Source organism: Streptomyces sp. CLCI03, from assembly GCF_053615355.1.
The window spans coordinates 5853251-5866570 of record NZ_CM132132.1 but is presented as its reverse complement, the minus strand read 5'-3'; the positions used below and the strand labels follow the sequence as shown (position 1 = coordinate 5866570).

Annotated in this window: 13 protein-coding genes and 1 riboswitch; of the genes, 8 read left to right on the top strand and 5 right to left on the bottom strand. The window is 72.0% G+C overall.

The window, feature by feature from the left end; translation table 11 throughout:
• Positions 1-17 precede the first annotated feature (17 nt).
• Together ACWG52_RS27060 and ACWG52_RS27055 are read right to left on the bottom strand one after the other, a co-directional pair.
• Positions 18-383, bottom strand: a complete 366-nt coding sequence (locus tag ACWG52_RS27060) for an Rv2175c family DNA-binding protein (RefSeq protein ID WP_375943279.1) — start codon at positions 381-383, stop codon at positions 18-20.
• Between the two features lie 227 nt (positions 384-610).
• On the bottom strand, positions 611-1831 hold the full coding sequence (locus tag ACWG52_RS27055) for an NAD(P)/FAD-dependent oxidoreductase (RefSeq protein ID WP_389812114.1): 1221 nt from the start codon (positions 1829-1831) through the stop codon (positions 611-613).
• 81 nt (positions 1832-1912) lie between these two features.
• Positions 1913-2024, top strand: a riboswitch (TPP riboswitch).
• Between ACWG52_RS27055 and thiO the strand changes: the two genes are divergently transcribed.
• The 6 genes from thiO to ACWG52_RS27025 all read left to right on the top strand — a co-directional run bounded on the left by thiO (position 2022) and on the right by ACWG52_RS27025 (position 7965).
• Positions 2022-3203 carry a glycine oxidase ThiO gene (thiO, locus tag ACWG52_RS27050; protein WP_389812117.1) on the top strand — a complete coding sequence of 394 codons (1182 nt, stop codon included), beginning with the start codon at positions 2022-2024 and terminating at the stop codon, positions 3201-3203. Its footprint overlaps the riboswitch before it by 3 nt.
• The gene (gene thiS, locus ACWG52_RS27045) at positions 3200-3400 is read left to right on the top strand and encodes a sulfur carrier protein ThiS (RefSeq protein ID WP_033221807.1); all 201 of its coding nucleotides are present in this window, start codon (positions 3200-3202) and stop codon (positions 3398-3400) included. The genes thiO and thiS overlap by 4 nt, the downstream gene beginning before the upstream one ends.
• A gap of 5 nt (positions 3401-3405) precedes the next feature.
• On the top strand, positions 3406-4200 hold the full coding sequence (locus ACWG52_RS27040) for a thiazole synthase (protein ID WP_389812122.1): 795 nt from the start codon (positions 3406-3408) through the stop codon (positions 4198-4200).
• 338 nt (positions 4201-4538) lie between these two features.
• Positions 4539-6461 carry a Stk1 family PASTA domain-containing Ser/Thr kinase gene (gene pknB, locus ACWG52_RS27035; RefSeq protein WP_389812125.1) on the top strand — a complete coding sequence of 641 codons (1923 nt, stop codon included), beginning with the start codon at positions 4539-4541 and terminating at the stop codon, positions 6459-6461.
• A gap of 9 nt (positions 6462-6470) precedes the next feature.
• A complete protein-coding gene (locus ACWG52_RS27030; RefSeq protein ID WP_030731237.1) occupies positions 6471-7328 on the top strand; it encodes a deoxyribonuclease IV in 858 nt (285 codons plus the stop codon).
• 94 nt (positions 7329-7422) lie between these two features.
• A complete protein-coding gene (locus ACWG52_RS27025; protein ID WP_389812130.1) occupies positions 7423-7965 on the top strand; it encodes a DUF4396 domain-containing protein in 543 nt (180 codons plus the stop codon).
• Between the two features lie 37 nt (positions 7966-8002).
• Here the strand turns inward: ACWG52_RS27025 and ACWG52_RS27020 are convergent, their stop codons facing one another.
• On the bottom strand, positions 8003-8635 hold the full coding sequence (locus ACWG52_RS27020; RefSeq protein ID WP_161292339.1) for a sulfite oxidase-like oxidoreductase: 633 nt from the start codon (positions 8633-8635) through the stop codon (positions 8003-8005).
• A gap of 173 nt (positions 8636-8808) precedes the next feature.
• Here ACWG52_RS27020 and bfr point away from each other — a divergent pair, with 173 nt between their 5' ends.
• Positions 8809-9285: a bacterioferritin gene (gene bfr, locus ACWG52_RS27015; RefSeq protein ID WP_030010525.1), complete on the top strand. Its 477-nt coding sequence runs from the start codon at positions 8809-8811 to the stop codon at positions 9283-9285.
• 5 nt (positions 9286-9290) lie between these two features.
• Here the strand turns inward: bfr and ACWG52_RS27010 are convergent, their stop codons facing one another.
• The gene (locus ACWG52_RS27010; RefSeq protein WP_389812135.1) at positions 9291-9548 is read right to left on the bottom strand and encodes a (2Fe-2S)-binding protein; all 258 of its coding nucleotides are present in this window, start codon (positions 9546-9548) and stop codon (positions 9291-9293) included.
• Positions 9549-9722: 174 nt separating this feature from the next.
• Positions 9723-11078, bottom strand: a complete 1356-nt coding sequence (locus tag ACWG52_RS27005) for a class II 3-deoxy-7-phosphoheptulonate synthase (RefSeq protein WP_389812138.1) — start codon at positions 11076-11078, stop codon at positions 9723-9725.
• A gap of 340 nt (positions 11079-11418) precedes the next feature.
• Between ACWG52_RS27005 and ACWG52_RS27000 the strand changes: the two genes are divergently transcribed.
• Complete coding sequence (locus ACWG52_RS27000; protein WP_389812141.1) at positions 11419-13320, top strand: anthranilate synthase family protein; 1902 nt, start codon at positions 11419-11421, stop codon at positions 13318-13320.

The following is a 13320-nucleotide window of genomic DNA, read 5'->3' as shown; positions in this document are numbered from 1 at the left end:
GAGCGAAGGCGATCAGGTCAGAGGGCGAGCGCCTGAGCGCGGCGCTTCACCTCCGTGCCGCGATTCTCGCTCAGCGCCTGCACGGGGGTGCCGGGCAGGGTCGGATCCGCGGTGAAGAGCCATTCCAGGATCTCCTCCTCGGTGAAGCGGTCGTCGCGCAGCACGGTCAGCAGACCGACGAGGCCCTTGACGACCTTGTCACCGTCGATGAAGGGGGCCGGCACCTGCAGGGAGCGGTTCTCGCCCCGGCGGACAGCGATGAGCTGCCCTTCCTTGACCATCTGGCGGACCCGGGTCACCTCGACGTTCAGCATCTCCGCGATGTCGGGGAGGTACAGCCATGAGGGGACAAGGGCATCGATCTTTGCGTCAATCTCGGTCACAGGCACAAGCCTGCCATCTCGGCTCCGCCGCCGGTACCTGAGCGACCCCGTCCGGGTCGCGGCCCGTACCGTGACTCCGCCCCGGACCCCGCGCCTCGAACGCGGTGAGGCTGGGTCTTCGACCCGTCCGGCGTGTGAGGACCGGGTCCGGGCAGAGCCCGGGGAACGGAGAAAGGGCGGGGCGGGGACGGGCTCCGCGCAGCGGCATCCGCACCCGCCCCGGGCCGTCAGGTCGTGGCCGACTTCAGCGGGGTCCCTGGGTCGGAGACCTTGGCGGGGTCGACGGGCGCCGCCGTCTCGATGAGCTTGCGGCCCTGCGCCAGATCACGCGGACGGCCCACCGCCAGGACGGCGACCAGCGCGCCGTCGCGCAGCCAGCACGCCGACCAGGTGGGACCGGTCGGGTCCCCGCGCAGGAGCAGGGTGTCGGCCCCGCCGTGGTGACCGGCGTACTGGACGAAGCGGCCGAACTGCTCCGACCAGAAGTAGGGCACCGGGTCGTAGACCTGGGCCGGCTCCCCGGCCAGGATGTTCGCCGCGACCGCCCGGGGCCCCTGCAGGGCGTTGTCCCAGTGGTGCACGAGCAGCCGCGTCCCGTACCGCCCCGAGGGGAAGGAGGCGCAGTCGCCGACCGCGTACACCCCGGGCAGCGAGGTCCGCAGGTACGCGTCCGCGGTGACCGATCCGTCCGGGCCGCGCTCCACACCGGTCCCGTCCAGCCATCCGGTGGCGGGGCGGGCGCCGATGCCCACCACCACCGCGCCGGCGGGCAGGGCCCGGCCGTCCTCCAGCAGCACCCGGCCCTCCTCGATCCCGGCCACCTTCGCCCCGGTGATCAGCTCCGCGCCCGCCTCCTGGTACCAGCGCGCCATCGGCTCGGTGACCTCGGCGGGCAGCGCCCCCGCCAGGACCCGGTCCGCCGCCTCGACCACGGTGACCTCGCAGCCCGCCTCCCGGGCGGCGGTGGCGAACTCGGCGCCGATCCAACCCGCGCCGACGACCACGGCCCGAGGAGAGGCGGCCAGCACCGGGCGCAGCCGGGCGGCGTCGTCCAGCGTGCGCAGCAGGTGCACGCCCGGGACGCCCTCGGTGCCGGGGATGGTCAGCGGCTGCGCGCCGGTCGCCAGGACGAGCGTCCCGTACGGGACCGGTCCCGCCTCGGTGTCCAGCTCGTGGACGGCGGCGCGCAGTCCGGTCACCTCGACGCCGAGCCTGAGGTCGATGTCGAGGCCTTCGAAGTCCACGTCGAAGGCGGAGTCCTCGGCCTTGCCGAGGAGTACCGCCTTGGACAGCGGGGGGCGGTCGTAGGGCTGGTGGGGTTCGGCTCCCAGCAGGGTCACGGGGCCGGTGAAGCCCTGTTCGCGCAGGGCCACGGCGGTCTGCACCCCGGCCATTCCGGCGCCGACGATCACGACGCCGCGCTGATTCTGTTCCGTCTGCTCGCTCACGCCGCCACCCTAATCATCTGACGCTCCGTCAGGAATAGGTGCCGCCTTACCCGCCATCCACGGCCGGGTTAGTCTGGCCACCGTACCTATCGCGGGAGTCCGGCGCACCGGGCTGAGAGGGAGGCTGGCCGGCCTCCGACCGTACGAACCTGATCCGGGTCATGCCGGCGAAGGGAGGGGCTGGACGCCCATGCACTCATCTCGGAAGGGTTCCGCCACGGGATCCGACGTCCTCGTCATCGGGGGCGGAATCATCGGCCTGGTCACCGCCTGGCGGGCCGCCGCGCGCGGACTGCGCACCGTACTGGTCGACCCCGCACCCGGCGGCGGCGCCGCCCAGGTCGCGGCCGGCATGCTCGCCCCCGTCACCGAACTCCACTACGGCGAGGAAGCCCTGCTCGGCCTCGGCCTGGCCTCCGCCGCACGCTATCCGCAGTTCGCCGCCGAACTCGCCGAGGCGAGCGGCGGCCTGGACATCGGCTACCGCGCCTGCGGCACCCTCGCCGTCGCCCTCGACGCCGACGACCGCCTCCACCTGCGCGAACTGCACGCCCTGCAGCGTCGCTGCGGCCTGGAGTCCGAGTGGCTCACCGGCCGCGAGTGCCGCCGCCTGGAGCCCATGCTCGCCCCGGGCGTACGCGGCGGGCTGCGCGTCGACGGCGACCACCAGGTCGACCCCCGCCGACTCGCGGCCGCCCTGCTGGCCGCCTGCGAACGCATCGGCGTGACCATCCACCGCACGGCCGCGCAGCGGCTGCTCACCACCACCGACCGGGCGACCGGAGCCCTCCTCGACGACGGTACGGAGCTGCTCGCCGACCAGGTGGTCCTCGCCGCGGGCTCGTTCACCGGCCGGCTGGCCGGCGTACCGCCCGAGGTCGTGGCCCCCGTACGGCCGGTCAAGGGCCAGGTCCTGCGGCTCACGGTGCCGGCCGCCTACGCGCCGTTCCTGTCGCGGACCGTACGGGCCGTCGTCCGCGGCAGCCACGTCTACCTGGTGCCGCGCGAGAACGGCGAACTCGTCGTCGGCGCCACCAGCGAGGAACTCGGCTGGGACACCACCGTCACCGCGGGCGGGGTCTACGAACTCCTGCGCGACGCCCACGAACTGGTCCCCGGCATCACCGAACTCCCGCTCACCGAGACCCGGGCGGGACTGCGCCCCGGATCCCCCGACAACGCCCCGCTGCTCGGCCCGACCGACCTGCCGGGCCTGCACCTGGCCACCGGGCACTACCGCAACGGGGTGCTGCTGACCCCGCTCACCGGCGAGGTCCTCGCCGAGCTGCTGGCCACCGGCGAACTGCCGGAGATCGCGCGCCCCTTCACCCCCCGCCGGTTCTCCGCCGAACGTCAGGAGTCGTACGCATGACCATCTCCGTCAACGGCGAACCGCGCGAGGTCGCGACCGGCGCCACCCTCGACACGGTGGTCGCCACCCTGACCACCGCCCCCTCCGGCGTCGCCGCCGCGCTCAACGAGACCGTGGTCCCGCGCGGGCAGTGGCCCGCCACCGTCGTCGGCGAAGGCGACCGGGTCGAGATCCTCACCGCGGTACAGGGGGGCTGACCGACATGGCGGACGACCTCTTCACCCTCGGCGGCCGGGCCTTCACCTCCCGCCTGATCATGGGCACGGGCGGGGCCCCGAGCCTGGACGTCCTGGAACGCGCCCTCGTCGCCTCCGGCACCGAACTCACCACGGTCGCGATGCGGCGGCTGGACCCCACGGTCCAGGGATCCGTCCTGTCCGTGCTGACCAAGCTCGGCATCTCGGTCCTCCCCAACACGGCGGGCTGCTTCACGGCGGGCGAGGCCGTCCTCACGGCCCGGCTGGCCCGGGAGGCGCTCGGCACGGACTGGATCAAGCTGGAGGTGGTCGCGGACGAACGGACCCTCCTGCCCGACGGCGTCGAGCTGCTGGACGCCGCCGAGATCCTGGTCGACGAGGGCTTCACGGTGCTCCCGTACACCAACGACGACCCGGTGCTCGCACGGAAGCTGGAGGACGTGGGCTGCGCGGCGATCATGCCGCTCGGGTCCCCCATCGGATCCGGCATGGGCATCCGCAACCCGCACAACTTCGAGCTGATCACGGAACGCGCGTCGGTCCCGGTCATCCTGGACGCGGGCGCGGGCACGGCGTCCGACGCGGCCCTGGCGATGGAACTGGGCTGCGCGGCGGTGATGCTGGCCTCGGCGGTGACCCGCGCACAGGAACCGGTCCTCATGGCGTCGGCCATGCGGGACGCCGTCTCGGCGGGCCGCCTCGCCTTCCGCGCGGGCCGCATCCCCCAACGCCGCTTCGCGGAAGCCTCCTCCCCCACACAGGGCCGCGCCCACCTGGATCCCGAGCGCCCGGCGTTCTGAGAGGACGGGCGGGACGGAAACCGGCGGGGCGGAGGCCTGTAAGGCGGAAGCCGGTGGGGCCGGGTCGGAGAGGTGCGGCGGCGGCTTCGGGACCGACGGGAAACCCCCATACACATCCCCGATGCGGACCGCGTGGACCTCGCCCGCTGATACCGCCCAGCCTTGCGCTCCCCGCTCCCCGCTCCCCCGTCGCCGAGGGGGCGGGTGGGCAGCCACCGGCCCGGGGCTCCGCGCCGCGGGGGTGAAGGCCCCGCCCCACCACCCCGCCCACGTCACAGCTGCGCTGCAAGGCTGCCGCCCCCGCCCGGCGCCCGCGCGGCGGCTCGTAGAATCGCCGGGTGGATACGACCCTGGATGACCCCCTCGTCGGGCGCGTGCTCGACGGCCGCTACCGCATCGACGCCCGCATCGCGGCCGGCGGCATGGCCACGGTCTACCGGGCCGTCGACACCCGCCTCGACCGGATCCTCGCCCTGAAGGTGATGCACCCGGCGCTCGCCGCCGACGCCGCCTTCGTCGACCGGTTCATCCGCGAGGCGAAGTCCGTGGCCCGGCTCGCGCACCCGAACGTGGTCGCCGTCTTCGACCAGGGCACGGACGGGCCGTACGTGTACCTGGCCATGGAGTACGTCTCCGGCTGCACCCTGCGCGACGTGCTCCGCGAGCGCGGCGCGCTCCAGCCCCGGGCCGCCCTCGACATCCTCGAACCGGTGCTCGCCGCCCTCGGCGCCGCCCACCGGGCCGGCTTCGTCCACCGCGACATGAAGCCCGAGAACGTGCTGATCGGGGACGACGGCCGGGTGAAGGTGGCCGACTTCGGGCTGGTCCGGTCGGTCGACTCGGTGACCAACACCACGGGCTCCGTCCTCGGGACGGTCTCCTACCTGGCCCCCGAGCAGATCGAGAACGGCGTCACCGACACCCGCGTGGACGTCTACGCCTGCGGTGTCGTCCTCTACGAGATGCTCACCGGCTCCAAGCCCCACCTCGGCGGAACCGCCGCGCAGGTGCTCTACCAGCACCTGCACGAGGACGTCCCGCCCCCGTCGGCCGCGGTCCCGGGGCTCGCCGTCGGGCTCGACGAGCTGGTCGCGCAGGCCGCCGCCCGCAATCCCGATCTGCGTCCCTACGACGCGGCCGCCCTGCTCGGCCTCGCCCGTGAGGCGCGCGCGCAGCTCAGCGACGCCGAGCTGGACGCCGTGCCGCCGCAGGCGCACGCCGAGGAGCGTTCGTCCGCCGAGGACCGTACGGGTGTGATCCCGCGCCCGGTGGTCGCGCAGCAGCCCGTGCAGCACACCTCCCGCCTGGAGATGCCGTCGGCCCCGCCCGCCCCGCCCTCGCACCGCCCCACCGGGGGCGCCGCGCGGCGGCGGCCCCCGCGTGGGATGCTGCTCGTCGTCGCGGGCGTGCTGCTCGCGCTCGGGCTCGGGGTCGGCGTCTGGTACATCAACTCCGGGCAGTTCACGAAGGTCCCCAACCTGCTCGGCAAGACCGAGGCGCAGGCCCGCGCCCAGCTGTCCTCGGCCGGGCTCGGGGTGAAGGGCGTGGACCGGAAGTTCAGCGACGCCTTCGACCGTGGGACGGTGATGAACACCGATCCCCCGGGCGGTCGGCGGATCCGCGGCAACGGCGCGGTGACCATCACCCTCTCCCGTGGCCCCGAGGTCGTGGCCGTGCCCAACCTGAAGGGCCGGCCGCTGGAGGAGGCGAAGGCCGAGCTGACGCAGTCCGGGCTGGCGCCCGGCATGGTGACGCAGGCCTTCAGCCAGGACATCGCCCAGGGTTCGGTGATCAGCACGAATCCGACGGGCGGGGAGAAGCGGGCGCCCGACACGGCGGTCTCGCTCGTCGTCAGCAAGGGCCGCCCGGTGCCGGTCCCGAGCGTGACCGGGCTGCCCGTCGACCAGGCGACGGCGGCCCTGGAGGCCCAGGGCCTCAAGGTCGCGACGGCTCCCGAGCAGGTCAACGCCCCCTTCGCAGCCGGTACGGTCGCCAACCAGTCGATCGGCGCCGGCACGCAGGCCGCGGCCGGGGACACGGTCACGCTGACCGTGTCCAAGGGTCCTCGGCAGGTTCCGGTCCCGAACGTGACCGGTCAGGACCTGGACGCCGCCCGCAAGGCGCTGGAGGCGGCGGGCTTCAAGGTGAAGGTGGACCGGCCGCTGATCTCCTTCAGCAACACGATCGACACCCAGTCGGTGCCGGCCGGGCAGAACGCCCCCGAGGGCAGCACGATCACGATCAGGACCAAGGGGCTGTAAGCCGTAGTGATGCGCAATCCAGTGGGCGGGCACGTCCCCGTTGCCGGGGGGCTCGCCTCGGTCGGCCTGACCTACGCCCGGGAGATGGGGGCGGAGGCCGTCCAGGTCTTCGTCGCCAATCCGCGCGGCTGGGCCACTCCGGTCGGCAATCCGGCGCAGGACGAACGGTTCCGGGCGGAGTGCGCGGCCGAGTCGATCCCGGCGTACGTGCACGCCCCGTACTTGATCAACTTCGGCTCGCACACCGAGGCGACCGTGGAGAAGTCGGTGGAGTCGCTGCGCCACTCGCTGCGCCGCGGCCGGGAGATCGGCGCGCTCGGGGTGGTCGTGCACACCGGGTCGGCGACCGGGGGCCGGCCGCGCGAGGTGGCGTACGCGCAGGTCAGGGAGCACATGCTGCCGCTGCTGGACGAGCTGACGCATGACGACGACCCGTTCCTGCTGCTGGAGTCCACGGCCGGGCAGGGCTTCTCGCTGTGCTCGCTCGCCGAGGACTTCGGCCCGTACTTCGAGGCGCTCGACCATCACCCGAAGCTGGGGATCTGCCTGGACACCTGCCACATCTTCGCGGCCGGCCACGATCTGGCGGAGCCGGGCGGGTCGAAGGTGATGTTGGACCTGCTCGTGGACACGGTGGGCGAGGGTCGGTTGAAGCTGGTCCACGCGAACGACTCCAAGGAGGGTGTCGGCGCCCACAAGGACCGGCACGCCAACATCGGCCAGGGTCACATCGGCCGGGAGGCCTTCGCCGAGCTGATCTCGCACCCCGCGATGGACGGCGTACCGCTGATCATCGAGACGCCCGGTGGCAAGGAAGGGCATGCGGCGGACGTGGCGCTGCTGAAGGAGCTGCGCGGCCCGCAGTGATCCACCGACCCTTGAGGGAATACCCCAGGGGGGTATACGGTTCCGACATGTCGACGGGACCGCTACCCGGCGTTCCCACGAGGGGGTTGTTGTCATGGAGCACATGCACGAGAGCCACGCAGGACACGAGGGTCACGAAGGCCACGGGAACCACCAGGCCCACGGGAGCCACCACGAGCACGCGCACGGCGCCGGCGGCTCCGTCAGTTGGGGCATGGCCGCCCGGGCGACCCTGCACTGCCTCACCGGATGCGCCATCGGCGAGGTGCTCGGCATGATCATCGGCACCGCGCTCGGCTGGGGGAACGTGCAGACGATGATCCTGGCGATCGTCCTCGCGTTCTTCTTCGGCTACGCCCTCACCCTGCGCGGGGTCCTCACCGCCGGCGTCGACCTCCGTACGGCCATCCGGGTGGCGCTGGCCGCGGACACTCTTTCGATCGCCGTCATGGAGCTGATCGACAACGGGGTGATCGCCCTGTGGCCCGGCGCGATGGACGCGCACCTGTCGGAGCCGCTGTTCTGGATCGTCCTGGCGATCGCGCTGGCGGCCGCCTTCGTGATCACGACCCCGGTCAACAAGTGGATGATCGGCCGCGGCAAGGGTCACGCGGTCGTGCACCGGTACCACCACTGAGCGAGCGCCGCCGGGCGCGGGGGCGCCGCTCCGCCCCCTACAGTTCGGGGCCCTCCCCGGGCTCCTCCTGGTACGAGTAGCGCTGCTCGCGCCACGGGTCGCCGATGTTGTGGTAGCCGCGCTCCTCCCAGAAGCCGCGGCGGTCGGCGGTCATGTACTCGATGCCGCGGACCCACTTGGGGCCCTTCCAGGCGTACAGGTGCGGGACCACCAGCCGTACCGGGAACCCGTGCTCGGCGGTGAGCAGTTCACCGCCCTGGTGGGTGGCGAAGACGGTGCGGTCGGAGGCGAAGTCGGCCAGCCGCAGGTTGGAGCTGAAGCCGTACTCGGCCCACACCATCACGTGCGTGACCTGGGGTGCGGGGGGCGCCAGGGCGAGGACCTCGCGGGCGAGCACACCGCCCCATTCGGCGCCCTGCATGCTGAACTTCGTGACGCAGTGCAGATCGGCCACGACGGAGTCGAACGGCAGGGCCGTGAACTCCTCGTGGTTCCAGCAGTGCTTGTCCCCGTCGGCCGTCGCGCCGAAGACGCGGAACTCCCAGCGGTCCGGCTTGAACTTGGGGACGGGCCCGTAATGGGTGACCGGCCAGCCCCTCTGCAGCCGCTGCCCCGGTGGAAGCTCCAGCTGCTCTGCTCCCGGAGATTCCCGGCTTTCCGGCTGACCCATGACTCCATGGTGACAGACTGGGCAGGGTGGTCATGACCAGGTCTGGGCCGATTCGGGCAAGTCGGAGCAACTCCCACTAAGGAGGCACTTACTGGACGGTCACCGGTGGCGGTGCAAGGATGCGCGCAACTGCCCCGTCACATAGCTGACATTGCCTGGAAGGAGCCTCTGCGATGCAGGGCGACCCCGAGGTCCTTGAGTTTCTGAACGAGCAGCTGACCGGCGAGCTGACGGCCATCAACCAGTACTGGCTGCACTACCGCATCCAGGACAACAAGGGCTGGACCAAGCTCGCCAAGTACACGCGTGAAGAGTCCATCGACGAGATGAAGCACGCGGACAAGATCACCGAGCGCATTCTGATGCTCGACGGTCTGCCGAACTACCAGCGCCTCTTCCACGTGCGCGTCGGGCAGACGCTCACGGAGATGTTCCAGGCGGACCGCCAGGTCGAGGTCGAGGCCATCGACCGGCTCAAGCGGGGTATCGAGGTCATGCGCGGCAAGGGTGACATCACCTCGGCCCGACTCTTCGAGGAGATCCTGGAGGACGAGGAGCACCACATCGACTACCTCGACACCCAGCTGGAGCTCATCGAGTCCTTGGGCGAGCCGCTCTACATCGCGCAGCTGATCGAGCAGCCGAGCTAGCCGCTCTAGGCCGCTTCCGCCAGCTCCGCCGAACGGGCCGTACCCGGCTCCGCGGCGAGCACGTCAGCCGTCCGGCCCTTCTCCAGCAGCTCCCGGCGGGGGCACGCCCCACGGCCGAGGATGCCCTGGATGGTGCGCACGCACGATCCGCAGTCGGTGCCGGCCTTGGTGGCCGAGGCGATCTGGCGCGGGGTGCAGGCCCCGGCGGCCGCGTGCTCCTTGACCTGCTTGTCGGTGACACCGAAGCAAGAGCAGACGTACACGCGGTTCACCTCCCTGGGCGGAATGGTTCTGCGGTTCAGCGAGCCATCCCCATTTCGGTGAGGCTTACCTAACCGTACCCAAAGTTAGGGTGGCCTAAAAGCCCCCTGTACGACGATGGGGCGCGGATCACATCGATCCGCGCCCCATCGTCGTACGAAGGTACTGATTGATCCTTACTGGTCGCGGTACATCTCGGCGACCAGGAACGCCAGGTCCAGGGACTGGCTGCGGTTGAGCCGCGGGTCGCAGGCCGTCTCGTAGCGCTGGTGCAGGTCGTCGACGAAGATCTCGTCGCCGCCGCCCACGCACTCGGTGACGTCGTCACCGGTGAGCTCGACGTGGATGCCGCCCGGGTGGGTGCCCAGCGCCTTGTGGACCTCGAAGAAGCCCTTGACCTCGTCGAGCACGTCGTCGAAACGGCGCGTCTTGTGGCCGGAGGCCGCCTCGAAGGTGTTGCCGTGCATCGGGTCGGTGACCCAGGCGACGATCGCGCCGGAGGCCGTGACCTTCTCGACCAGCTCGGGGAGCTTGTCGCGGACCTTGTCGGCGCCCATGCGGACGACGAAGGTCAGCCGGCCCGGCTCGCGCTCGGGGTCCAGGCGGTCGATGTACGTCAGCGCCTCGTCCACCGTGGTGGTGGGGCCGAGCTTGATGCCGATCGGGTTGGCGATCTGCGAGCAGAACTCGATGTGCGCGTGGTCCAGCTGGCGGGTGCGCTCACCGATCCAGACCATGTGGCCGGAGGTGTCGTACAGCTTGCCGGTGCGCGAGTCGGTGCGGGTCAGCGCGCCCTCGTAGTCGAGCAGCAGCGCCTCGTGGGAGGCGTAGAACTCGACGGCCTTGAACTCCGCCGGGTCGGTGCCACAGGCCTTCATGAAGTTCAGCGCGTTGTCGATCTCCCGCGCGAGCTGCTCGTAGCGCTGCCCGGACGGGGAGGACTTCACGAAGTCCTGGTTCCAGGCGTGCACCTGGCGCAGGTCGGCGTAACCACCGGTGGTGAAGGCGCGCACCAGGTTGAGCGTCGAGGCGGAGGCGTTGTACATGCGCTTCAGCCGCTCGGGGTCCGGGATCCGGGCCTCTTCGGTGAAGGCGAAGCCGTTGACGGAGTCGCCGCGGTAGGTCGGCAGGGTGACGCCGTCGCGGGTCTCGGTGTCCTTGGAGCGCGGCTTGGAGTACTGGCCGGCGATGCGGCCGACCTTGACGACGGGCACGGACGCCGCGTACGTCAGGACGGCGCTCATCTGGAGCAGCGTCTTCAGCTTGGCGCGGATGTGGTCGGCGGAGACACCGTCGAAGGCCTCGGCGCAGTCGCCGCCCTGGAGCAGGAACGCCTCGCCCTTGGCGACGGCTCCCAGACGGGCGCGCAGCTGGTCGCACTCACCCGCGAAAACGAGGGGCGGATACGACTCGAGGTCCGCGACGACAGCGCGCAGAGCCTCGGCATCGGGGTACGAAGGCTGCTGCGCCGCGGGAAGGTCTCGCCAGGTCGCCTTGGCGGCGAGGGCTTGGGTTTCAGCGTTCACGGTCACCTCGTACACATTACGGCGTCACACGCCGCGTTCGGCCCCCCGCCCACAACGTGAGACGAACCAGCTCAAAGGTCGCGGGCGTCCGACGGAACGGAATCCATGGTTCAGCTCACGTCGCGAGACAGATCCTGCCCCACGGGGGCGGTCTGGGCTAAGGTGCCCAGCATGTACGCGCACTCGAACCAGAACTGGTGGTGGCCCGCTCCCGGCGGCCCACTTCTCGCGCGTACCTGACGACACGCACGACGCGAAGGCCGCCCCGAGGGGCGGCCTTCCCCGTTTTCGACCACGCTGTCGGATCCCAGGGGCCGCTCCTCCCACCGGAAGGACGCTCCGCCCCATGAACCCCAGCCGACCCGACCACTTGAGCCGACTGCTCGACCCCTCCTGCCCGCCGTTCGCCCTGCTGCGCCGGCGGACGCCCGGCCGCGACCACGACACCGTCGAAGTGCTGATCGGGCAGGTCGCCGAGGTGGAACGGCTCGCCGACCTGCCCGTCGGCGAGCTGCCCTCGCTCGCCCTCGTCCCCTTCCGGCAGATCCGGGAGCGCGGCTTCGACGTCCGCGACGACGGCACGCCGCTGAGCGTGCTGGTCGCCGAGGAGGCGTACGAGATCCCGCTCGCCGAGGCGCTGGCCACACTGCCGAGCCACCCGGTACGGGTCGACGGCGGCCGTTTCGACGTTCCCGACGAGGAGTACGCGGCCACCGTCCGGCGGGTCGTCGAGGACGAGATCGGCCGCGGCGAGGGCGCGAATTTCGTCATCCGGCGCACCTACGAGGGCCGCATCGACGGTTTCGGCCGGGCCGACGCCCTCGCACTGTTCCGGCGGCTGCTGGAGGGCGAGCGGGGCGCGTACTGGACGTACGTGGTCCACACCGGGCAGCGGACCCTCGTCGGGGCGAGCCCCGAGGTGCACGTACGGATGTCCGGCCGGACGGTCGTGATGAACCCGATCAGCGGCACGTACCGGTATCCGGCCGGGGGGCCGACGGTCGACTCCCTCCTCGCCTTCCTCGGCGACCGCAAGGAGACCGAGGAGCTGTCGATGGTGGTCGACGAGGAACTGAAGATGATGTGCACCGTCGGCGACATGGGCGGGGTCGTCGTCGGGCCGCGGCTGAAGGAGATGTCCCACCTCGCGCACACCGAGTACGAGCTGCGCGGCCGGTCCTCGCTGGACGTGCGGGAGGTGCTGCGCGAGACCATGTTCGCGGCGACGGTCACCGGGTCTCCCGTGCAGAACGCCTGCCGCGTCATCGAGCGGTACGAGGCGGGCGGGCGCGGCTACTACGCGGGCGCGCTGGCCCTGCTCGGCCAGGACGCCACGGGGGCGCAGACCCTCGACTCCCCCATCCTGATCCGCACCGCCGACATCGCGGCGGACGGCGCGGTGCGGGTGCCGGTGGGGGCGACGCTGGTCCGGCACTCGGATCCGGCGGGCGAGGTGGCGGAGACCCATGCCAAGGCGGCGGGGGTGCTGGCGGCGCTCGGGGTGCGGCCGGCCGCGCCGCGCCCGGCGTCCGTCGAGGGGGACCGGCCGGGGGACGATCCGCGGGTGCGGGCGGCCCTCGCGGCTCGCCGCCGGGACCTGGCGCCGTTCTGGCTCCGGATGCAGGAGCGGCCCGCGGTCCCGACCGGGCACGCGCTGGTGGTGGACGGCGAGGACACCTTCACGGCGATGCTGGCGCACGTGCTGAGGGTGGCCGGGCTGGAGGTGACCGTACGCCGCTACGACGATCCGGGGCTGCGGGCCGCGGCCCTGGCCTGGGAGGGCCCGGTGGTCCTGGGCCCCGGTCCGGGCGATCCGGCCGACGCCGCGGACCCCAAGATGCGGATGCTGCGCGCGCTGGCGGCCGACCTGCTGGCCGGGCACCGGCACGGCCTGGTCGGCGTCTGCCTGGGCCATGAGCTGCTGGCGGCCGAGCTGGGCCTCCCGCTGATCCGCAAGGCGGAACCGGCGCAGGGGGCGCAGACCCGGATCGATCTGTTCGGGGCCGAGGAGGTGGTCGGCTTCTACAACACCTACACCGCGCACTGCGACGACGTCCTGGCCGGCCGGCTGGCGAACCGGGGGATGGAGGTGGCCCGCGATCCGGCGACGGGCGAGGTGCACGCCCTGCGGTCCCGGGCCGGGGGCTTCGTGGGGGTGCAGTTCCATCCGGAGTCGGTCCTCACCCTGCGGGGCGCGGAGCTGCTGCGCGAGCTGCTGGCGGAGGTCCGGGCGGTGTCCCCGGCCTGA

What these genes read in the sequence shown, in the direction of transcription:
- ACWG52_RS27040 (WP_389812122.1), top strand. Translation starts at nt 3,406, where the DNA reads ATGGCGGACGACCTCTTCACCCTCGGCGGCCGGGCCTTCACCTCCCGC.
- thiS (WP_033221807.1), top strand. Translation starts at nt 3,200, where the DNA reads ATGACCATCTCCGTCAACGGCGAACCGCGCGAGGTCGCGACCGGCGCC.
- ACWG52_RS27030 (WP_030731237.1), top strand. Translation starts at nt 6,471, where the DNA reads ATGCGCAATCCAGTGGGCGGGCACGTCCCCGTTGCCGGGGGGCTCGCC.
- ACWG52_RS27025 (WP_389812130.1), top strand. Translation starts at nt 7,423, where the DNA reads ATGGAGCACATGCACGAGAGCCACGCAGGACACGAGGGTCACGAAGGC.
- bfr (WP_030010525.1), top strand. Translation starts at nt 8,809, where the DNA reads ATGCAGGGCGACCCCGAGGTCCTTGAGTTTCTGAACGAGCAGCTGACC.
- thiO (WP_389812117.1), top strand. Translation starts at nt 2,022, where the DNA reads ATGCACTCATCTCGGAAGGGTTCCGCCACGGGATCCGACGTCCTCGTC.
- ACWG52_RS27020 (WP_161292339.1), bottom strand. Translation starts at nt 8,635, where the DNA reads ATGGGTCAGCCGGAAAGCCGGGAATCTCCGGGAGCAGAGCAGCTGGAG.
- ACWG52_RS27000 (WP_389812141.1), top strand. Translation starts at nt 11,419, where the DNA reads ATGAACCCCAGCCGACCCGACCACTTGAGCCGACTGCTCGACCCCTCC.